The organism is Rhodococcus sp. MEB064, assembly GCF_000834565.1.
Taxonomy (GTDB): domain Bacteria; phylum Actinomycetota; class Actinomycetes; order Mycobacteriales; family Mycobacteriaceae; genus Rhodococcoides.
In genome coordinates this window covers 17,344-39,269 of the sequence record NZ_JXQS01000027.1, presented here as the reverse complement: position 1 = coordinate 39,269, position 21,926 = coordinate 17,344, and the positions used below count along the sequence as shown (strand labels likewise).

The 21,926-nt window shown below is 68.3% G+C and carries 17 protein-coding genes and 1 tRNA gene; 11 read left to right on the top strand and 7 right to left on the bottom strand.

Features of this window, described 5'->3' with window-relative positions:
* Positions 1-25 precede the first annotated feature (25 nt).
* Positions 26-580: an isochorismatase family protein gene (locus RU01_RS13880; RefSeq protein ID WP_042575152.1), complete on the bottom strand. Its 555-nt coding sequence runs from the start codon at positions 578-580 to the stop codon at positions 26-28.
* A gap of 2 nt (positions 581-582) precedes the next feature.
* Positions 583-1,872 carry a nicotinate phosphoribosyltransferase gene (locus RU01_RS13875; protein ID WP_042575151.1) on the bottom strand — a complete coding sequence of 430 codons (1,290 nt, stop codon included), beginning with the start codon at positions 1,870-1,872 and terminating at the stop codon, positions 583-585.
* A gap of 39 nt (positions 1,873-1,911) precedes the next feature.
* Between RU01_RS13875 and RU01_RS13870 the strand changes: the two genes are divergently transcribed.
* The 8 genes from RU01_RS13870 (at position 1,912) to rdgB (ending at position 7,444) form a co-directional block, all read left to right on the top strand.
* Positions 1,912-2,403, top strand: a complete 492-nt coding sequence (locus RU01_RS13870) for a hypothetical protein (RefSeq protein ID WP_052493286.1) — start codon at positions 1,912-1,914, stop codon at positions 2,401-2,403.
* Positions 2,404-2,429: 26 nt separating this feature from the next.
* Complete coding sequence (gene clpS, locus RU01_RS13865; RefSeq protein ID WP_042575174.1) at positions 2,430-2,741, top strand: ATP-dependent Clp protease adapter ClpS; 312 nt, start codon at positions 2,430-2,432, stop codon at positions 2,739-2,741.
* Between the two features lie 52 nt (positions 2,742-2,793).
* Positions 2,794-3,378, top strand: coding sequence for an oxidative stress transcriptional regulator AosR (gene aosR, locus RU01_RS13860; RefSeq protein ID WP_042575173.1), 585 nt, complete (start codon positions 2,794-2,796; stop codon positions 3,376-3,378).
* Positions 3,375-4,460, top strand: coding sequence for a P1 family peptidase (locus RU01_RS13855; protein ID WP_156148922.1), 1,086 nt, complete (start codon positions 3,375-3,377; stop codon positions 4,458-4,460). The genes aosR and RU01_RS13855 overlap by 4 nt, the downstream gene beginning before the upstream one ends.
* Positions 4,461-4,521: 61 nt before the next feature.
* Positions 4,522-5,160: a rhomboid family intramembrane serine protease gene (locus RU01_RS13850; RefSeq protein ID WP_042575149.1), complete on the top strand. Its 639-nt coding sequence runs from the start codon at positions 4,522-4,524 to the stop codon at positions 5,158-5,160.
* A gap of 99 nt (positions 5,161-5,259) precedes the next feature.
* Entirely contained in the window at positions 5,260-6,018 is a 759-nt protein-coding gene (locus RU01_RS13845; protein ID WP_197074779.1) for a cyclic nucleotide-degrading phosphodiesterase, read from the top strand.
* Positions 6,019-6,066: 48 nt separating this feature from the next.
* The gene (rph, locus tag RU01_RS13840) at positions 6,067-6,819 is read left to right on the top strand and encodes a ribonuclease PH (protein WP_042575171.1); all 753 of its coding nucleotides are present in this window, start codon (positions 6,067-6,069) and stop codon (positions 6,817-6,819) included.
* A complete protein-coding gene (gene rdgB / locus RU01_RS13835) occupies positions 6,812-7,444 on the top strand; it encodes an RdgB/HAM1 family non-canonical purine NTP pyrophosphatase (RefSeq protein WP_231568717.1) in 633 nt (210 codons plus the stop codon). The genes rph and rdgB overlap by 8 nt, the downstream gene beginning before the upstream one ends.
* Before the next feature lie 4 nt (positions 7,445-7,448).
* On the opposite strand, the gene RU01_RS13830 is transcribed toward rdgB, so the two are convergent.
* The 4 genes from RU01_RS13830 to RU01_RS13815 all read right to left on the bottom strand — a co-directional run bounded on the left by RU01_RS13830 (position 7,449) and on the right by RU01_RS13815 (position 9,630).
* Positions 7,449-7,799 (bottom strand): DUF3817 domain-containing protein, encoded by a 351-nt coding sequence (locus tag RU01_RS13830; RefSeq protein WP_042575148.1) that lies wholly within the window; start codon positions 7,797-7,799, stop codon positions 7,449-7,451.
* Positions 7,796-8,203, bottom strand: a complete 408-nt coding sequence (locus RU01_RS13825; RefSeq protein ID WP_197074778.1) for a transcriptional regulator — start codon at positions 8,201-8,203, stop codon at positions 7,796-7,798. Before RU01_RS13825 ends, RU01_RS13830 begins: the two co-directional genes overlap by 4 nt.
* Positions 8,204-8,261: 58 nt before the next feature.
* Positions 8,262-8,346: transfer RNA gene (locus tag RU01_RS13820), tRNA-Leu, on the bottom strand.
* 513 nt (positions 8,347-8,859) lie between these two features.
* Entirely contained in the window at positions 8,860-9,630 is a 771-nt protein-coding gene (locus RU01_RS13815) for a hypothetical protein (RefSeq protein WP_156148921.1), read from the bottom strand.
* A 499-nt stretch (positions 9,631-10,129) separates the two neighbouring features.
* Here RU01_RS13815 and RU01_RS13810 point away from each other — a divergent pair, with 499 nt between their 5' ends.
* On the top strand, positions 10,130-19,330 hold the full coding sequence (locus RU01_RS13810) for a type I polyketide synthase (RefSeq protein WP_042575147.1): 9,201 nt from the start codon (positions 10,130-10,132) through the stop codon (positions 19,328-19,330).
* On the top strand, positions 19,327-19,719 hold the full coding sequence (acpS, locus tag RU01_RS13805) for a holo-ACP synthase AcpS (protein ID WP_042575146.1): 393 nt from the start codon (positions 19,327-19,329) through the stop codon (positions 19,717-19,719). The genes RU01_RS13810 and acpS overlap by 4 nt, the downstream gene beginning before the upstream one ends.
* Positions 19,720-19,756: 37 nt before the next feature.
* On the opposite strand, the gene RU01_RS13800 is transcribed toward acpS, so the two are convergent.
* Positions 19,757-20,512, bottom strand: coding sequence for a TetR/AcrR family transcriptional regulator (locus tag RU01_RS13800; RefSeq protein WP_231568716.1), 756 nt, complete (start codon positions 20,510-20,512; stop codon positions 19,757-19,759).
* 205 nt (positions 20,513-20,717) lie between these two features.
* On the opposite strand from RU01_RS13800, the gene RU01_RS22175 reads away from it, so the two are divergent.
* Positions 20,718-21,920, top strand: a complete 1,203-nt coding sequence (locus RU01_RS22175; RefSeq protein WP_052493284.1) for a hypothetical protein — start codon at positions 20,718-20,720, stop codon at positions 21,918-21,920.
* The last annotated feature ends 6 nt before the right edge of the window (positions 21,921-21,926 follow it).

Here is a 21,926-nt window from a genome sequence, read left to right as displayed (position 1 = left end):
CTCGCCACCGTCGCGCTTGCTCACCTCATCTGCTGGCGCGGACACCGTCGCGAGCGAGGTCGTCGAGCACGGACGGCACGGTGGTCGGGGACACGGCAGCGCAGTAGTCGACCAGCACGGTGGTGTCGAAGCCTTCCTTCGCGGCGTCGCGCGCCGTGGCCCGTACACAGTGATCGGTGGCCAGGCCGACGACGTGCACCGCGTCGATGTCGCGGGCACGCAGCCAGTCTGCGAGTCGCGCACCGTCGTCCGCAGCGCCCTCGAAGCCGGAGTAGGCAGCGTCGTACTCGCCCTTGGAGAACACCGTCTCGATGGAGGACAGGTCGAGATCGGGATGGAAGTCGCACCCCGGCGTGCCGACGACGCAGTGCGGCGGCCAACTGTCGACGTAGTCGGGGGTGTCGGAGAAGTGTGCGCCGGGATCGATGTGGTGATCGCGGGTGGCGACGACGGCGTCGTAGGTGGACCCGGCGATCAGAGTGGTGATCGCCGCGGCGACGCGCGCACCGCCGTCGACGGCCAGTGACCCGCCCTCGCAGAAATCGTTCTGGACGTCGACCACCACGAGTGCTGTACCCACGGTCAGGAGAATACCGTCGGAACGGCCGGATCACCCTGGGACAAGCCGAGGCCTTCCCAGGGCAGCGACCGGAGTCCGTCGGCGACCAGGGTTCTGGCGTCTTCGACGGTGCTGCACTCGACCACCTCGCCCGCGCGCACCAGCGGTACGGACAACTCGCGCACCGTGTACGGATCGGAGGCCGGTGTCGCCGCGTCGGCGTGCAGCACCAGTTCCTCTACGACGGTTCCGGTCCGCCGCGCCAGCCGCACCGCGCGCTTGCGGCCACCCCGCGATTCCTTGTGGGAGCTGCGCTTCGCCACCGGGATGCCGTCGACCTCGACGAGTTTGTAGACCATGCCTGCCGTGGGTGCGCCCGATCCGGTGACCAGCGAGGTGCCGACGCCGTAGGTGTCGACAGGTTCCGCACGCAGCGAGGCGATGGCGTACTCGTCCAGATCACCGGAGACGACGATGCGGGTGCCGGTCGCACCCAGGTCGTCCAGTTGGCGACGGACCTGGCGGGCCAGGACGCCGAGATCGCCGGAGTCGATGCGCACTCCGCCCAGTTCCGGTCCGGCCACCTCGACGGCCGTCGCGACGCCCGCGGTGATGTCGTAGGTGTCCACGAGGAGGGTCGTGCCGACGCCGAGCGCGGCGATCTGGGATCGGAATGCCGCGGCCTCGTCGGGGCCGTTCGCGTCGGTGTGCAGGAGCGTGAAGGCGTGGGCGCTGGTTCCGGCGCCGGGAATGCCGTGCCGGCGTACCGCTTCGAGGTTCGACGTCGCGGAGAAACCGCAGATGTATGCGGCGCGGGAGGAGGCCACCGCGGCTTCCTCGTGGGCGCGTCGTGAGCCCATCTCGATCAACGGTCGGCCGTCGGACGCGCTGACCATGCGGGCCGCGGCGGCCGCGATCGCACTGTCGTGGTTGTAGATCGACAGCGCCAGGGTCTCGAGGATCACGCACTCGGCGAAGGTGCCGCGGACCGAGAGGATGGGGGAGCCGGGGAAGAACAGTTCGCCCTCCCGGTAGCCGTCGATGTCGCCGCCGAACCGGTAGTCACGCAGCCACGCCAGCGTGTCGGGGTCGAGGAACGCCAACGAGTCGAGCTCCGCCTCGCCGAAACGGAAGTCCCGGAGAGCGTCGAGGAAGCGGCCGGTACCCGCCACCACGCCGTACCGCCGTCCACCGGGCAACCGGCGTGCGAACACCTCGAAGGTGCACGACCGGTGCGCGGAACCGTCCCGAAGGGCGGCGGACAACATGGTCAGCTCGTACTGATCGGTGAGCAGCGCTGTTGACGTCACCAGGCCACCCTAGTTCGGTCGTCGTCTATACGATTGTCGACCATGTCGCGACCTCTGTTCATCGCCACAAGCATCGTGTTGGCATTCTGTGTCGGCGTAGCGCTCGCAGGGCCCGACCCGATGCCCGCGCACTTCGCCTCCGACGGTGTCGCTACCCGATTCGAGTCCCGTGTCGAGTTCGCCGGGACAATGGGTGCGATCACATCCGCGCTCGGTCTGCTCTTCCTGGGCGCACGGTCGGTGATTCCGCGGCTTCCCGCGTCGGCGATCAACATGCCGAGCGTTCGGGCGCACCGATACTGGACATCCGCGGAACGCCGAACGATCCTCGATCGCATGGTGTCGGAAGACATCGAACGGATCGGAATTGCGACGATGGCCCTGCTTCTGGGTGTTGTGGTGTGCTCGGTGGCCGGGGCGTCGTCCGGTCGGCTGCCGGTGGCTGTCCTGGTTACACTTACCGCCGCCTACATGATCGTTCTTTTCGCCTATGTGTGGTGGATGGTGGCCCGTCGTTACCGCGTACCGGAATGAGTACCGCACGCCGTATCCTCGAACCCATGGCTTCGGATCTCACCGCGACACTTCCGCAGGCCACCCCCGACGCGGACGTGGCGGTGGCGGAGGACACGGCGACGGACACCCCGTGGGTCACCATCGTCTGGGACGACCCGGTCAACCTCATGCACTACGTCACCTACGTCTTCCAGAAGCTGTTCGGATACAGCAAGGACAAGGCGACCGAGCTGATGATGCAGGTGCACTCGGAGGGCAAGGCCGTGGTCTCGAGCGGAGATCGCGACAAGATGGAAGTCGACGTGCAGAAGCTGCACGCGGCCGGCCTGTGGGCCACCATGCAGCACGACATCTGACCTGTCGGCTCGCGAAGAGAACTACCCCGTGATCGTTGGAAGGACCGTCGTCGTGCGCATGTGGACCCGGAAGAACGCGCTGAGCGGCGTCAAGTTCAAGTCCGAGATGGACCCCCGTGAAGTGGCCGTGCTCCGCTCGCTCGTCGAGTCCGTGATCGGCCTGCTCGACCGCCGAGGCGCCGAGGCGCCGACGGACGACCTCGCGGAGCTGACCGGTATGCGCTCGGGGAACACGCGGCCTCCGGAGGACCCGACGCTCGCGCGATTGCTCCCCGATTTCCACCGCCCGGAGGGTGCGGACTCGGCCGAGTCCGACGGACTCGCCGAGCAGGCCGACCTGAACGGCGCTCTGCGCGGCCTCTACGAGCCGGAGATCATCGACGTCAAACGTGCAGCGGGAGCGACCATCCTGTCGACACTTCCCGAGGGCGGAGGCAAGATCGCGCTGACCCGTGAACAGGCCGATTCCTGGCTGACCGGCCTGAACGACGTCCGCCTCGCGCTCGGGACGACGCTGGGCATCGACGCGGACACCCCCGACCAGCTCGAGGAGGACGATCCGCGGGCGCCGCATCTCGACGTCTACCACTGGCTCACGTGGATGCAGGACTCGCTCGTCCAGGTTCTGATGCCGTGATCCGCGACCTCCTCTCGGATGTCGTAGGACTGACGGTCGGGCACCACCACGTGCTCGATGAAAATGTCACCCTGTCCGATCCCGACGTCGACGGCCACGGCCGAGCGACCGGGTGCACCGTCGTCATGACCGATGCGCCGGTCACCGCCGCGGTCGACGTCCGGGGTGGAGGACCGGGAACGCGGGAGACGGATCTGCTCGACCCGTCGCATTCCGTGCAGAAAGTCGACGCCGTGCTGCTCGCCGGCGGATCCGCCTACGGTCTGGCCGCCGCGGACGGAGTCATGCGGTTCCTGGAGGAACGCGGTCGCGGCGTGCGGATGGGCCGCGACGACCGGGTGGTGCCCATCGTTCCCGCCGCTGTCGTCTTCGATCTTCCGGTCGGCGACTGGTCGACGCGACCGACCGCCGACTTCGGTTACGCGGCGGCGGCCGACGCCTCGGCCGACTACGCAGCGGGCAGCGTCGGAGCGGGAACCGGTGCACGCGCAGGAGTGCTGAAGGGTGGAGTCGGCAGCGCGTCGATGCTCATCGAGTCGGGCGCCGCGGCAGGACTCACCGTGAGCGCACTCATGGTGTGCAATCCCGTCGGATCCGTGTTCGATCCCGCGAGCGGAACCCTGTGGGGCGCATCGTCCGTACCGGAGCTCGATCTGCGGGACCCCGATGCCGCCGACATCGCCGCCGCCGCTGCACTCGCCCCGAAGGACACCTCTCTGAACACGACCATCGGTGTCGTCGCGACGGACGCCGACCTCGGTGCACCCGCGTGCCGACGCCTTGCCGTCGCCGCGCACGACGGTCTGGCGCGGGCGATCCGTCCGGCGCACTCCCCGCTGGACGGCGACACGATCTTCGCGCTGGCCACCGGCCGCACGGAGCCGATCGACGACGGCCGCGGGGGAGTCGACGCCTCAGGTCCCGACGATCCTGCGATGCTCCCGGACCTCGCCGTGCTCGACGCCCTCTGTGCCGCCGTGGCCGTGGTGGCCGAACGCGCCATCGTCCGGGCCGTGCTCGCGGCCACGTCGGTAGCGGGCATTCCCTCGTATCGCGACGTCTTCCCCAGTGCTCACGCCTGACTCGACGCCTCGAGTATCGTCGGAACCAGGACACCTCACCGATCTGCACGACGGGACTGCCATGACCATCGGAACACCCGGCGCATCGCCGGCGACGACGCGCGGACGGTCACGGTGGGCAGGCGCCGCACTGGTGACAGGCAGCTTCGTCCTCCTGCTGTACGTGATCGAAGCTGTCGACGTCGCGTCCGGTCTGGCGCTGGACCGCCACGGCATCGGTCCCCGGTCGATCGACGGACTCCAAGGCATCGCCTTCGCCCCACTGCTGCACCACGGCTGGGACCACCTGTTCGCCAACACCGGCCCGCTCCTCGTTCTCGGATTCGTGCTGATGCTCTCGGGAATCGGCCGGGGCCTCGCGGTCACGGCGGTCGTCTGGATCGTCGGCGGACTGGGAACGTGGTTGACCGGAGCGACCGCCTCCCTGCACGTGGGCGCGTCGATCGTGGTGTTCGGATGGTTGTCGTACCTCATCGTCCGCGGCGTGTTCGCCCGCGACATGAAGCAACTCCTCGTCGGAGTCGTCGTTCTGTTCGTCTACGGCAGCGCCCTGTGGGGAGTGCTGCCGACGCAGGAGGACGTCTCGTGGCAGGGACATCTGTTCGGAGCCCTCGCGGGAATTCTGGCCGCCTGGATGTTCGCCGGTCATGCTCGACGCGAGCGTTCGGCACCGATCACGGTGCAGCAGAGGCTCTCTTGACACTTCCCGACGTCCGCGTGTGACCTACGGAGAATGTCACGACACGGCCGGTCGCGGAACGTGCTCGCGGCGCGTGCCCGGCGTGGCAGCATGACCCTCATGCGTCTCACGGTTCTGGGTTGTTCGGGCAGCGTCTCCGGTCCCGACTCACCGGCATCCGGCTATCTGCTCGAGGCTCCGGACACGTCGCCGATCGTCATGGATTTCGGTCCCGGCGTCCTCGGCGCGTTGCAGAAGTACGTGAACCCGGCCGATGTCCATGTGCTGCTGTCGCACCTGCACGCCGATCACTGTCTGGACGTGCCCGGTCTGCTCGTCTGGCGTCGGTACCACCCGACCCCGGCGGCGGGCCGAGCGATCGTCTACGGGCCGTCGGACATGGCGTTCCGGCTGGGGGTGGCGTCCGCGGAGAGCGGCGGACGCATCGACGACATGTCGGACACCCTCGACCTGAGGTACCTGCGGGACGGCGGAACCCTGCAGTTCGGCGCGTTGACCATCGAGCCGCGTCGGGTGTACCACCCGCCGGAGTCGTACGGCATGCGCATCACGACCGAGCGCGGCACCGTGCTGGCCTATACCGGTGACACCGGCGTCTGCGATGCCGTGCAGGAGTTGGCCTCCGGGGCGGACGTTCTCCTGGCCGAAGCCTCGTGGACACACGACGCCGACCGTCCCGTGGGCGTACACCTGTCGGGTACCGAGGCCGGGCGGCTGGCCGCGGCTGCCGGGGTGTCCCGTCTACTGCTCACCCACATCCCGCCGTGGACGTCACGCGAGGACGTCATCGCCGAAGCCGCGGCCGAGTTCGACGGGCCCGTCGACGCGGTGACTCCCGGGTACGTCGTCGAGATCTGATCACCGGCGTTCCGATGGGCAATCCCCGCTACGGCTAGGGTGGCAGCCGTGTCCACACGCGAAGACGGTAGAGCAGACGACGAACTCCGCAACATCACGATCACCCGCGGATTCACCTCGCACCCGGCCGGGTCGGTGCTGGTGGAATTCGGCAACACGCGAGTGATGTGCACGGCCAGTGTCGAGGAGGGAGTTCCTCGCTGGCGCAAGGGATCCGGACTCGGATGGCTCACAGCCGAGTACGCGATGCTTCCCGGCGCGACCCACACCCGCAACAGTCGCGAATCCGTGAAGGGCAAGGTCAGCGGACGCACGTCCGAGATCAGTCGTCTCATCGGCCGGTCGCTACGGGCCTGCATCGACCTTGCTGCCCTCGGCGAGAACACCATCGCGCTCGACTGCGACGTCCTCCAGGCCGACGGCGGCACGCGCACCGCGGCCATCACCGGCGCCTTCGTCGCCCTGTCCGACGCCGTCACCTACCTCGCCGCGCACGGCAAGTTGGCCGATCCTCAGCCCATCTCCTGTGCCATCGCCGCGATCTCCGTCGGTGTCGTCGACGGCCGTGTGCGCCTCGACCTCCCGTACGAGGAGGATTCCCGCGCCGAGGTCGACATGAACGTCGTCGCCACGGACACGGGCACCCTCGTCGAGATCCAGGGAACGGGTGAGGGCGCGACGTTCCCTCGGTCGACGCTGGATGCGATGTTGGACAACGCGCTCGCCGGATGCGAGCGCATCTTCGAGATCCAGAAGGAAGCCCTCGCCGCGCCGTACCCGGGAGAACTGCCCGGTGCCTGACCTGACGCCCAGCACCGGGACGGTCCGACTGCTGGTCGCGAGCCGCAACGCCAAGAAGCTCGCGGAACTGCGCCGAGTCCTCAACCGCGCGCAGGTGAGCGGGATCGACCTGGTGGGCCTCGACGAGGTCGACGAGTACCCGGAGACCCCCGAAACGGGAGCCACCTTCGAGGAGAACGCTCTGATCAAGGCGCGCGACGGCGCCGCGGCAACCGGATTACCCTGTGTCGCAGACGATTCGGGGATCGCTGTCGATGCGCTGAACGGTATGCCCGGTGTGCTGTCGGCGAGATGGTCCGGACGCCACGGCGAGGACGAGGCCAACACCGCACTGGTTCTGGCGCAACTGTCCGACGTCCCGGACGATCGCCGGGGCGCGGCCTTCGTCTCGGCATGCGCGCTGGTGCTTCCCGACGGTCGCGAGACCGTCGTCCGGGGAGAGTGGCGGGGGACGGTCGCGCGGGAGCGGGCCGGGTCCGGCGGATTCGGGTACGACCCGGTGTTCGTCCCCGAAGGATCGGCGGTCTCGGCCGCAGAGATGACCCCCGAGCAGAAGGACGCCGCATCGCACCGGGGAACGGCGCTGCGGGAATTGCTGCCGCAGATCGCGGCGCTCGTTCCCTGACCGATCAGACCGCGAAGTCCCGCTTCACCTGCTGCGTGCGCTTGTGCTCGATGACGAAGGACAGGAACGGGATGGTGCCGGCGAGGAGGGTGCCGATGGTGCGCCCGACAGGCCAGCGCACCTTCACGGCCAGATCCAGCGTCACGATCAGGTAGACGAAGTACACCCACCCGTGCACGACCGCGATCCAGGTCGGAGTGTTCTCGACGCCGAAGATGTACTTGGCCACCATCTCTGCGGTCAGTACGAGGAGCCAGACGCCGGTGGCGTAGGCGAGCACGCGGTAGCGCAGCAGCGCCGGCCTGATCCGGGTGCCGTCGGCACGAGTCGTGGATCGAGGTTCTGCGGTGCTCACGAAGTGCTCCTGTCGTTCTCACGGCTGGAATCCAGCTCTGCAAGATAGCGGTTGTACTCACGAAGTTGACGGGATTCGGCGTCGTCGCCCGTGGACGTGGCCGACTCCGGACGCCGGGGCAGCAGGTCGGCGGGGATCTCGGTCATCGGGGCCGGGCCGTCGTCGTCCGTCGGTTCGTCCACGCTGTCCTCCAACTGGACGAAGCGGCGGTAGGCGAAGACGACGAACGCAGCGAACAGCGGCCACTGGAACGCGTAGCCGAGGTTCTGACCCGTGCCGGACGAGGACTCGAACCGTTCCCATTGCCAGTAACCGAGCACCAGGCAGCCGACAGCACTGACGGCGACGAGCAGGATGAGTGCTGGTCGACGCGTTCCGCGGGCCTTGTCGCCGGTCTGTTCCACACCACGACGGTACCGGACGAGCGAGTATCAACGACAGTGCGTCGTACTCGCAGAAGCATGGTGCGCGAGGGGGGACTCGAACCCCCACGTCCTCCGGACACCACATCCTAAGTGTGGCGCGTCTGCCATTCCGCCACTCGCGCGTGCAGTCGTACTCTAGTCGACCCCCGTATCGTCCGGCAGCGTCGTCGCGGTCGTGCCGGAATCTCGGCGGCGCGCCCACGTTGCGGTCTGACTGTGACAGTTCGGGCAGAGATATCTCAGATTGGCCAGCCGGCAATCGAAGTAGTTGCCGTCGACGTGATCGACATGAAGGCGTAGGCGCGAGCCGTTCCACGTGGTTCCGAGCCCGCAACCACGACACCGCTCGGGAACGCCCGACTCGGTCAAGGCGCGTCTCAGATGATGCGGTTTTGCCCGGGCGGAACCCGGAGGGCGTACGACGAGAATGTCGAGCGCTGTCTGTCGATTCCCGGCCGGTACTCCCTTGCGATGGGCTTGCCCGGTGAAGTGTGAGGTATCGAAACGGAGTCGTGTGATCCGACGCGAAATGTGCGCATGCGAATCGCCTGTGGGAGCAACGCCGAGGTACCGAAGTACCCCGGCGATGCTTACCGATTGCGAAACGGCGTTCCGCAGTTTCTCCTCGCTATGTCTCAACTACCCGCGGTTGCAGCTGTCGGCGCCGCCGTTCGATCTGTTCGCGACATTTGTCGACGCTGGTACCGCCAGATGCTGTGCCGGACTGTCGCCACGTCGACCTGCAGGACGATGGCCGCGTTTGCGATCAGGTCGCGGCACTCGACGTCCGGCACGTCACGAGTGCATGCCTCCGAGACGAAGGCGGTGACGTGCCGATCGAGCGCTGGTACGTCGACGCCCGAGGACCCGACGAAGACGTCCCACGACGCCGGCCCGACTCCTGCTACTCCCAGAACGGCCTGACGTACTGCGGCGAGGCCGTCCGAGTCGAGTGCGGCGAGATCACCCACCGATCGCACCCCGAACCCGACGACGAGAGCCGCGCAGTCACGGACCGCCTCGGCCTTGGACATCCGGTTACCGGACACGCGCTGGCGATTGCCCAGAATGTCGAGGAGTTCCTCGGGTGAGAGAAGCGCGAACGACGACAGGTCGTCGGATGCGTCGCCGCGCCACGCGCGCCAGGACGTGACGACCTTGCGGACCCCCGTGGCAGCGGTGCCGTACGTGGCACGGGACGAGAAGATCGCGTCCAGCAGTGCGGCCTCGGAGTCCTGAGGCCACCCGTCGAACCAGAAGGGCCAGCTCTCCCGCGGCATCGCGTCGGAAATGGCGGCGACGACGCGGTGGAGAGGCGTGGCCAGATCTATCGGCCTGGTGTCGAACGTGGACGTGGTGTCGAACGTGGACGTGGTGTCGAACGTGGAACTGGTGTCGAGCGTCATGATTCCCCCCGGAAGCAGCACTGGTGCACGGTGTGTGCAGAGGGGACCGTAAACCGTCGGTCCGACAGGAAAGTCGCTGGTTATCGGCGACGTCGGGCAACGTGACCGTGCTGCCGCATGTAACGCTTTGATAACGATGAACACGAGGGTTTCCTCAGGTTCGTGTGTCGAGGAAACGGCGCTGGTCTGCAGCGATACTCCCTACTATTCGGTCAGTTGAGGCCGCAATTCTGGCCACGATCACGACATACCCGCCGGTAGCACTAGGACGTCAAACAGAACGTGAGGAATTCCTCATGATTCTGTGCGACCCTGGTTCCACGAGATGAGAGTGGTCTGTCGATGACGACTGCCACCGGCTCGGCCCCGACGTCCATGGCGACGAGGCCGATATCGGTCCTACGTGAGACCCACACAGGTCGATCGACACCGGGGCCGCTCATTCGAGCACCACACGACCCCAGCGCCTCGTACCCGAGGCAGGAGAGGACACGCACGCGTGACCATCAACGAGAGCACACCCCCCAATCGGCAACGATCCACCGATCGCGCGGAGGCTCTCGCCGAGCGCTTCGTCGCGGGTGAGCGCTACGCGTTTGCATTCGGCGGTCAGGGTGCACCCTGGCTCCCCACACTGGACGAGCTCACGCGCGATTGCGCTCTCGAGCCGCAGATCACCGAACTGGTCAACTCGGCAGCAACCATCCTGGCTCCGGTCTCGCAGGAACTCCTCGTGGTCCGTCCGCTCGGATTCGACCCCATCGCCTGGATGCTCGAGCAGGAACTTGCCGACGACCCCTCCGCCGGACCGTCCACCGCAGCACTCTCGTCCGCGGCCGTCTCCGTTCCCGGTGTCCTCCTGACCCAGATCGCTGCTCTGCGCGCACTGTCCGTGCAGGGGCTCGACTACACCGCGACCCCTCCGGCCGCGGTCATCGGTCATTCCCAGGGCGTGCTCGCACAGGCAGCCGTCGCGGACCAGGGTCGCAGCGACGCGGAACTGCTCGCGGTCGCCCAGCTCATCGGCGCAGCCGCCGGTCTGGTCGGACGTCGACGCGGCCTCATCGGCGCCGGTGAGCGCGCTCCCATGATCGCCGTGTCCGCCGTCGACCCGGTCCGCCTGAAGACGATCGTCGACGAGGTCGCCGGTGACGATGCCTCCACCTCCGCCGTCGTCGCCATCCGCAACGGCCGCCGCCGCGTGGTCCTCAGCGGCCCGTACACCAAGCTCGTCCGAGTCCAGCAGCGCTGCGAGGAGATCTCCGCAGCCGAGACTCGCGAGCGCGATGCCAAGAAGCGCGGCGGGGCGATCTTCGCTCCCGTCTTCGAACCCCTCGACATCGAGGTCGGCTTCCACCACCCGCAGATGGACGAGGCAGTCGACGTCGTCGCGTCGTGGGCCGCACGGTGCGGCGTCGACGTCGAACGCGCCCGCTCGCTCGCGCAGTCGATCCTGGTCGATCCCGTCGACTGGGTCGCCGCGACCGAATCCGTCGTCGAATCCGGTGCATCGTGGATCCTCGACCTCGGACCCGGTGACGCCCTCACCCGCCTGACCGCCTCGAACATCAGCGGACACGGTGTCGGCGTCGTCGCCGCGTCGACACGCACCGGTCACCGCAACCTGCTGACGCCGGGCGCCGCACCCGAGGTCGACCGACCGTGGAGCGACTTCGCCCCGACCGTCGTCCAGCTGCCGAACGGCTACACGGGCGTCGAGACGTCCTTCACCAAGCTCACCGGCCGCTCGCCGATCCTGCTCGCGGGCATGACCCCGACCACCGTCGATCCGAAGATCGTCGCCGCCGCGACCAACGCCGGACACTGGGCCGAACTGGCCGGTGGCGGACAGGTCACCGAGGAGATCTTCGCCGGACACGTCGCCGAGCTGCAGGACCTTCTCGAGCCGGGCCGGTCGGTCCAGTTCAACTCCCTCTTCCTCGATCCGTACCTGTGGAAGCTGCAGCTGGGCGGCAAGCGCCTCGTGCAGAAGGCCCGCACCGCCGGCGCCCCCTTCGACGGTGTCGTCGTCACGGCCGGTATCCCCGAGCTCGAGGAAGCCGTTGCGCTGATCCAGGAGCTCACCGAGGTCGGCATCAGCCACGTCTGCTTCAAGCCGGGCACGGTGGCGCAGATCCGCGCGGTGATCCGGATCGCCAACGAGGTCCCGGACTACCCGGTCATCGTCCACATCGAGGGCGGCCGCGCCGGTGGCCACCACTCGTGGGAGGACCTCGACGACCTGCTGGTCGCCACCTACGCCGAACTGCGGTCGCACGACAACATCGTCATCTGCGTCGGCGGCGGCATCGGAACACCCGAGCGTGCAGCCGACTACCTCACCGGCCGTTGGTCGGAGGCCGCCGGATTCCCGGCCATGCCGCTCGACGGCATCCTCGTGGGAACCGCTGCCATGGCGACCCTCGAGGCGACCACCTCACCCGAGGTCAAGCAGCTCCTCGTCGACACCCCCGGAACCCCCGACTGGGTCGGCGCCGGCACCGCGATCGGTGGCATGGCGTCGGGTCGCAGTCAGCTCGGCGCGGACATCCACGAGATCGACAACGCCGCCTCGCGTACCGGCCGTCTGCTCGACGACGTCGCCGGTGACGACGAGGCTGTCGCGGCACGCCGCGAGGAGATCATCGCGGCGCTCGACTCCACCGCGAAGCCGTACTTCGGTGACGTCGCGTCGATGACCTACCTGCAGTGGCTCGAGCGGTACGTCGAGCTGGCCGTCGGACACGACATCGACACCGACACACCGTGGTTGGACGTCACGTGGCGCGTGCGCTTCCGCGACATGCTGCAGCGCGCGGAGGCCCGTCTGCATCCGTCCGACCGTGGCCCCGTGCCGACGCTGTTCGCCGACGAGGATCTGCTGAACCGTCCGGCCGACGCCATCGCAGCCCTCACCGCCGCGTACCCCGATGCGGGTTCGGTGGAACTGCATCCGGCGGACGTCCCGTTCTTCATCTCGCTGTGCCGTCTTCCCGGTAAGCCCGTCAACTTCGTCCCCGTGGTGGACAAGGACGTCCGTCGGTGGTGGCGCAGTGACTCGCTGTGGCAGGCACACGACGCCCGCTACTCGGCCGACCAGGTCTGCGTCATCCCCGGCACCGTCGCCGTCGCCGGAATCGACCGGCTGAACGAGCCGGTCGGCGACCTGCTCAACCGCTTCGAGAAGGCCGCCGCCGATCGACTCCTCGCAGAGGGCGTCGAGTCGGTTGCCGTCGCGACGCGTCGCCACCCCGACATCGCCGGCGGACTGGTCGGCATGGTGCTCGCTGCTCCCGACATCACCTGGGCATCGCGGTTGGCTCCGAACCCCGTGCGTCGACTCGGCGCACTGTCCGAGTGGGACGTCGTGTCCGACGAACTGGCCACCCACGCTCGTACCGGTGCTTCGCTGTCGGTCCTCGGAACCGATCAGGTTCTGCTGTCCGTACCGCTCTCTCCGGGCAAAACCGTCGACATCCGGATCAGCGTCCCCGCCTCCGCCGTCGACGGTGGCGCCCCGCTGGTGACCGACGCCGACGCCGAGTCCTCCATGTCGGCTCTGCTCGGAGTGGCTGCAGGACAGGATCTTCCGACCGTCAAGAACGGTTCCGCACGCCTCAACATCGCCTGGTCGCCCGATCTGGTCGCCGATCACGCGGGCGTGACGGGATCCGGACTGCCCGCGGCCTTCGGCATCGGCCACTCGGCTGTTCCCGACGTGCTCGTCGGCGCCTGCTGGCCCGCCGTGTTCGCCGTGCTCGGATCCGCCCGGACCGCCGACGCCGGCGCCGTCATCGAGGGCATGCTCGACTTGGTGCACCTCGATCACCGCATCGACCTGGTGGGCGAGCTGCCCGATCACCACAGCATCCTCGTGGTCAAGGCCGCAGCGGGCGAGGTCGTCGACACGGACCTCGGCCGCGTCGTCGAGGTGTCCGTCGAGATCGGCGCGATGCTCGGCGAGGGGCTCGACGCTCCGGTCGTCGCCACGCTGGTCGAGCGCTTCGCCATCCGCGGGCGCACCGGCACCGGCACGCTGTCCGATCCGCCGCGCGCCGGTGGCTCGGTGACCGACGCACTGGTCGAGACCCCGCGTCGTCGCCGCCGCGACACCGCCGTCACCGCACCCCGCCACATGGGTGCGTTCGCACAGGTGTCCGGTGACCACAACCCCATCCACACCTCCGATGCCGCAGCACTCCTCGCGGGCCTCGGAAGCCCGATCGTCCACGGCATGTGGCTCTCGGCCGCCGCCCAGCAGGTCGTCGTCGCCGTCGATCCGTCCGCGACCACACCGCCGCGTCGCCTGACCGCGTGGACCACCCGTTTCCTCGGGATGGTCCGTCCGGGAGCGACCATCGACGTCCGCGTCGACCGCATCGGCTTCGAAGCCGGCACCGAGGTCGTCGAGGTCTCCTGCAAGGTCGACAGCGACATGGTCATGCTGGCTACCGGCCGCATCGCCGCACCGAAGACCGTCTACGCCTTCCCGGGTCAGGGAATCCAGCAGCCCGGAATGGGCCTGGACGCGCGGGCTCGTTCGAAGGCTGCCCGCGAGGTCTGGGAGCGTGCGGACAAGCACACCCGCGCAGCGCTCGGCTTCTCCATTCTCGCTGTCGTGCGGGACAACCCGACGGAGTTGCGGGCCAGGGGAGTCGTCCATCGTCACCCCGACGGTGTCCTGCACCTGACGCAGTTCACCCAGGTCGCCATGGCCGTCCTCGGCGTCGCCCAGGTGGCGGAGCTGCGGGAGTCCGGCGCCTTCGTCGAGGGCTCGTTCCTCGCGGGTCACTCGGTCGGTGAGTACAACGCACTCGCCGCCGTCGCCGGCGTGCTCCCTCTCGAAGCTGTCCTCGAGGTGGTCTTCCAGCGCGGATCGGCCATGCACCAGTTGGTGCCACGTGATGCGAAGGGCCGCAGCCAGTACCGCATGGCCGCCATCCGCCCGTCGCAGATCGGCCTGGCCGATGAGGACGTCATCTCCTTCGTCGAGGCGATCGGTGAGCGCACCGGCGAGTTCCTGCAGGTGGTCAATCTCAACCTGCGGGGCTCGCAGTACGCCATCGCCGGAACGGTCGCGGGTCTCGATGCTCTCGAGGTCGAGATCGACCGTCGCCGTGCCGAGTTCGGTGGCAAGCGCGCCTTCATCGTCGTCCCCGGCATCGACGTCCCGTTCCACTCCACCGTGCTCCGCGGCGGTGTGGACGACTTCCGTGCGCGACTGCTCGATCTCCTGCCCGCGGACATCGACCCGTCGATCCTCATCGGTCGCTACATCCCGAACCTGGTCCCGCGTCTGTTCTCGCTCGAGCGTGACTTCGTGCAGGAGATCGCGGATCTGGTTCCGTCGCAGCCACTCTCCGATGTCCTCGGAAGCTGGGACGACTGGGCCGCGCGCCCGTCCGATCTGTGCCGCGTGGTGCTGACCGAGCTGCTCGCATGGCAGTTCGCCAGCCCCGTCCGATGGATCGAGACCCAGGACCTGCTCTTCGGAGACGATTCCGACGGTGGTCTGGGTATCGAGCGATTCGTCGAGGTCGGTCTGGGATCGGTTCCGACGGTGGCCAACCTGGCCACGAACACGCTCAAGCTGCCGGGTCGCATCGGCCACCCGGTCGAGGTGCTCAACATCGAGCGCGATGCCGCCGTCGTGTTCTCCACCGACACCGACCCGGAGATCGTCGACGAGCCGGAGGCTCCTGCCGCGGACCCCGCTGCGACGGCGGCTCCCGCCGCTGCCGCGGCACCCGCTGCAGCCCCGTCGGCACCTGCCGGTGCTCCCCGTCCCGACGACATCGCGTTCACCGCATCCGATGCCACGACAGTGCTGATCGCCCTGTGGACCAAGCTCCGCATCGATCAGATCGGCCCCGCCGACACGATCGAGGCGCTGTGCGACGGTGTCTCCTCACGCCGTAACCAGTTGCTCGTCGACCTCGGTTCAGAGCTCTCGCTCGGTGCCATCGACGGTGCAGCCGATGCCGACATGGGCGCTCTCGCCGGCACCGTGAACAAGCTGGCGCGTACCTACCGCCCCTACGGCCCGGTGCTGACCGACTCGGTGAACGACCACCTGCGCAAGGTGTTCGGACCGTCGGGTCGACGTCCCGGATCCATCGCCGAGCGCATCGCCAAGGTCTGGCAGCTCGGTGACGGCTGGTCGCATCACGTCACGGCCGAGGTCGCTCTCGGTACTCGTGACGGTTCGTCCATCCGCGGTGGGGATCTCGGCGGGCTCGCTCCCGGTGCCCTGGCCGACGGCGCTGCCGTCGACGCGGTGATCGACGCGGCCGTGGCCGCAGTGGGTCAGCGTCGCGGAATCCAGGTGTCGATGCCGTCCAGCGGTGGCGGCGGCGGTGGTGGCACCGTGGACGCAGCTGCACTGGGTGAGTTCACCGAGAACATCACCGGACGCAGCGGCGTGCTCGCCTCGGCCGCCCGATTGGTTCTCGAGCAGCTCGGATTCGCGGACGAGGCAACGCTTCCGGAGGCCGACGCGAGTGAGGCCGAACTGGTCGACCTCGTCTCGACCGAACTGGGTACCGATTGGCCGCGTCTGGTGGCACCGTCGTTCGACGCCCGCAAGGCCGTCCTGATCGACGACCGCTGGGCCACGGCGCGCGAGGACCTCGCTCGCCTGTGGGTCGGAGACGCGAAGGCTCAGGCGCTCGCCGTCGGAGCCTTCGCCGGGACCGGCGACGCTGTCGCCGATCATGCGACCTGGTGGAGCAACCGTGCGGATTCGCAGGGTCTGACCGCGCTGGCCGAGACCTACCGCGCCATCGCGACGGCTGCAGCCTCGACCAGCGAGGCCTCCACCCGCTGGGCAGGCCAGGTCGCCGTGGTCACCGGTGCGAGCAAGAACTCCATCGCCGCCGCCGTGACGAGCGAACTGCTGTCCGGAGGTGCCACGGTTTTCCTGACCACCTCGCGCCTCGACGAGAGCCGTGTCGGCTTCTACCGGGAGCTCTACCGCACCAGTGCCACTGCGGGAGCAGCACTCTGGGTCGTTCCGGCCAACATGGCGTCCTACGCCGACGTCGATGCGTTCATCGAGTGGATCGGTAGCGATCAGATCGACTCCGCCGGTGGCGCCAAGACGCTGGTGAAGCCGGCGATCACACCGACGATGCTCTTCCCGTTCGCCGCGCCCCGCGTGGCCGGCGAGCTGTCGGACGCCGGATCGCGGGCCGAGATGGAGATGCGAGTCCTGCTCTGGTCGGTGGAGCGCCTCATCGGTGGACTGTCGAAGATCGGTATCGACCGCGACGTCGACGCGCGACTGCACGTCACGTTGCCGGGCTCACCCAACCGCGGCCTCTTCGGCGGCGACGGTGCGTACGGCGAGTCGAAGGCTGCGCTCGACGCAGTCGTCAACCGGTGGAAGGCCGAGCGCACCTGGGCCGAGCGAGTCACGTTGGTGCACGCACGGATCGGATGGGTCCGGGGCACCGGCCTCATGGGCCACAACGATCCTGTCGCCAATGCGGCCGAAGCGGCCGGCGTGCGCACCTGGTCCACCGCCGAGATGGCGGAACAGTTGCTGGCAACCTGCGACGAGGCCTCCCGTGAGGCCGCTGCACAGGCTCCGCTCGAGGTGGATCTGACCGGTGGACTGGCCGAGGCCGGGCTCGATCTGGCCGCACTGGCCAAGCAGGCGGCCGACGAGGCCGTCGCCGACGAGACCGTCGCGGACGACCTGGCAACGATCGACGCCCTGCCGGCGCCGCCGCGCCCGGCCGAGCAGCTGCCTGCACCGTCGTGGCCCGCACTGGACATCGATCCGGCCGAGATGGTCGTCATCGTCGGTACCGGCGAGCTCGGACCCTACGGCAGTGCACGTACCCGCTTCGAGATGGAGGTCGACGAGAAGCTCTCGGCGGCAGGCGTTCTCGAACTCGCATGGAGCACCGGCCTGGTGGTCTGGGAGAACGATCCCAAGCCCGGGTGGTACGACGTCGAGTCCGGTGACCTGGTGCCCGAGGCGGAGATCGCCGACAAGTACCACGACACCGTCGTCGAGCGCTGCGGCATCCGTCGCTACGAGGACGACGGCGCCATGGTGAACAACACGGCGCCGCTGATGACCTCGGTGTTCCTGGACAACGACCTGACGTTCGTCGTCGGCAGCGAAGCGGAGGCTCGCGCCTTCGTCGGAGCCGACCCCGAGCGCACCGTCGTGAACACGAACGCGGACGGCGACTGGCAGGTCACGCGGAAGGCCGGCACCGAGATCCGGGTGCCGCGCCAGATGAAGCTGACCCGCACTGTCGGTGGACAGATTCCGACGGGCTTCGACCCGGTCAAGTGGGGCATCTCGCCCGACATGGCCGGCTCGGTGGACCGCGTCGCACTCTGGAACATCGTCTGCACCGTCGACGCGTTCATCACCAGCGGGTTCGACCCGTCCGAGCTCATGCGCTGGACCCACCCCTCGTTGGTGGCCAACACACAGGGCACCGGCATGGGCGGCATGGAGTCGATGCGCTCGCTGTACATCGACACGCTGCTCGGCGATGCGCGGGCGAACGACATCCTGCAGGAAGCACTGCCGAACGTCGTTGCCGCGCATGTCGTCCAGTCCTACGTCGGTTCCTACGGCGCCATGGTTCATCCCGTCGCGGCGTGCGCCACGGCCGCGGTGTCCGTGGAGGAAGGCGTCGACAAGATCCGACTCGGCAAGGCGACGTTCGTCGTCTCGGGCGGATTCGACGACCTCAGCACCGAGGGCATCATCGGATTCGGTGACATGTCCGCGACGGCCGACTCGGCGTCCATGCATGCCAAGGGCATCAGTGATCGCCGGTTCTCCCGGGCCAACGACCGGCGACGCGGCGGCTTCGTCGAATCGCACGGCGGCGGAACGATTCTCCTCGCTCGCGGTGACCTGGCGCTCGAGATGGGACTTCCGGTCCTGGGCGTCGTCGGATGGGCGCAGTCGTTCGGTGACGGTGTCCACACCTCGATTCCGGCTCCCGGCCTCGGCGCTCTGGGCGTCGGCCGCGGAGGACAGGATTCGGCGATGGCCCTCTCGCTGAGTGCGCTCGGAGTGGCCGCGGACGACATCGCGGTCATCTCCAAGCACGACACCTCGACCAACGCCAACGACCCCAACGAGGCGGAGCTGCACACGCGTCTCGCCCGTGCCCTCGGGCGCACGGACGGCAACCCGCTGTTCGTGGTGTCGCAGAAGTCGCTCACCGGACACAGCAAGGGTGGAGCGGCAGCGTTCCAGCTGATCGGTCTGTGCCAGGTGCTCGCACAGGGAGTCGTGCCGCCGAACCGCAGTCTCGATTGCGTCGACGACAAGATGACCGAGTTCGACCACCTCGTGTGGGCTCGTGAACCGCTCCGGTTCGGAGATCGGTTGCCGCTCAAGGCCGGTCTGCTGACCAGCCTCGGCTTCGGGCACGTGTCCGGTCTCATCGCCGTGGTGCATCCGCAGGCGTTCATCGAGGCCGTGCCGGCCGAGCGTCGGGACGACTACGTGGCCACGGCGCAGGCGCGCCTCGTCGCCGGCCGACGCCGGTTGATGGACGCGATGTGCGGTGGATCGGCGCTGTACGAGCGTCCGGAAGACCGCCGGTTGGGTCATGAGGGAACGTCGAGCGATGCCAAGCATCAGCGCGAGGTCGACATGTTGCTCAGCGAAGATTCTCGCCTCGGCGCGGACGACGTCTACCGTACGGTGGCCAAGTGAGCATCCTCGGAGTCGGTCTGGATCTGGTGTCGGTCTCGGAGTTCGCCGAGCAGATGGAGCGAGTGGGGACCACCATGGTCCGCGACAGCTTCACTGCCGGCGAGCGGCGGCACGCCGCCACCAAGAGCGCGGAACCCGCGCGGCACTACGCCGCGCGGTGGGCCGCGAAGGAAGCTGTGCTGAAGGCATGGGCCGCATCACGTTTCGCACGTGCGCCCCAGATCGGCGACAACCCGTACCCGTTGATCGAAGTGGTCAACGACGCGTGGGGACGGCCGTCGATCAAGCTGCACGGGATGGCGGCGGAGTTCCTGCCGACGGTCAAGATCCACCTGTCGTTGACGCACGACGGTGACATCGCGGGAGCGGTGGCAATTCTGGAGGAGTGATCCTTCGAGAACTACGAGACGAGGGGAGCCGGCGCGATCAGCGTCGGCTCTCCTTTTCTGCTACAAGGAGGTAGGCGCCCATGAGGCGCTTGAGTTCGGCGACGGCATCCGCATGAGACTGGCCGTCCTGCACCGAGAAGTTCAGCATCGAGTAGACGACGTGCACCAGCACCTCGGCCATGAGGTTGCGTCGGACACGGGGTGTGCGCGGAGTCAGCGGCGCCAGCATCCGCTCGACCTGGGCCGCGAACGCCTTCTCGTGGATCATTCCGGTGGTCCTGGTGGCCGGCGTCGACTGCATCGCCAGCCACACCTCGCGCCGGGACGGGTCGGACGTCCACAGTCCGGACAGGTGGTCGAGGAAGTCGTCGAGGAAGCGGAGCCAGTCGAGCGACGGGATCTCACCGTCGAAATCCGACAGCTCCTGCTCCACGCCGGACAGATCTCTGCGACTGAGCTCGCACACGATGACGTACTTGTTGGCGAAGAACTGGTACAGCGTCCCGATGGGCAGACCAGCCCGCGCTGCCACTTCCTCGCACGTGAACGACTCGAAACCGACGTCCGTCAGGAGATCGCGCGATGCACTGAGCAGAGCATCGAACTTCTTCTTGCTGCGTTCCTGGGTGGGCCGTCGGCGCGGAAGCAGCTCGACGGGCTCGTTCGCATCGGCGTTCTCGCTGGTGTCGTCACCGTCGCGGACATCGGATTCGTCCTGGTGAGGACCGGTCGACGGGTGCGGTGCCGACGGGTCCCGCGCGCTGAGCATCGGTGATCCGTCGGTCGACTCCACGGTGCCCACAGTATCCGTTTCACCGCTGATCTCGAACAGGGCGACACCATTCTGCAGCGACCAATATGAACTTACGGTATGTTTAGAGTCGATAACAAGGCGAGACGTTCACTGAAGTGGCGTCCAGCCGGCCATGAATACCGGTCTCGGGGGAGTTCCAACGGTGGGGTCGGCTGCGCCTGTCTGCGAGAAGAGGAGGCACACCATGAGCAACACCCCGAAGAAGAGTGCGCGAGGACGTGGTGACACCACGGTGGTGTCCGCTGTCCTCCTCTACGACCTCGACGGCAGCACCGTCACCGCTACGTTGCTCTCACCCGTCGACGGATCCGAGCTGGGCGCGGCCGAGTCCATCCACCTCGACAGCTTCTCGCCCGAACAGATCGGGTTGACCGTGCCGATCCTGTGGGATCTGGTCGACGTCGCGGAAGCCAACGTCATGTGTGTCGTGACATCGGGTGCCGCCGCGGACATCGATGTCGCGCCTCCCATCCTGGAGCTCGCGTTCGGTGTGCCGGTCTTCGGCGCGGCCACCCCCGCGCCGCCGACGGAGGAGGTAGCGCCCGTGAAGCCCGCCGCAGCGCGTTCCACGGCGCCTGTTCGGCCGGTACCCGCCGTGCCGATCCGCCGGTCGGCCGCGACGCCGGCACGTCCGGCCCCGTCGCTGGTGAAGAAGTCCGGTGTTGCCGCTGCGGCCGCCGCCGCCGTGGCACGACCGGCCGCGACCGAACCCGAGGTCGTTCCCGCACCGGCCGTCGAGGATCGCTCGACCGTTCACGACACCGACACGGAGGTGTTCCCGGCCGTCGTCGTACCCGAGGTCGCCGCGCAGCACGATGACGCGCCGACCGAATCGTTCCTGGTCGTCCCCACTGCCGCGGCCGTTGCCGCGCCCCGTCGGTCCCGCAGGGCTGTCGGATTCGCCGGTGCGGCCGCCGCAGCCGTTCTGGTCGCCGCCGGTATCGGCACCGCTGCCGTGATCTCCGGTGGATCGGACAGCGCACCGCAGAACACGGCCGCGACCCAGCAGGCTCCGGAGTCCGCGCCGACCGTCGATACTCCGGCTCTCGCGGCGGTCGCGCCTGCTCCGGCAGCGCCTCCCGTCGCACCTCCTGGCGCTCCTGCGGAGCCTGCGCCCACCGACGCTGTCGATGCCCCCGCTGCGGCACCCGACTGGACCGCCCCCGCAGCCGCAGCACCCGCTCCGTGGACTGCCGCGACCCCGGCACCCACGTCGTGGACGTCACCGTCGTCGTCGCAGTCGCCCAGCGCCGTTCCGCCGCCGCAGTTCACTGTCCCTGTGCCCGAGAACGATCCGAGCAAGTCCCCTCAGCAACTCCAGGACGAGGCGTGGGCCAAGCACTGGGCCGAGACCGGCCAGTGGCTGAACCAGGAGTTCCCGCAGTAACCGCTT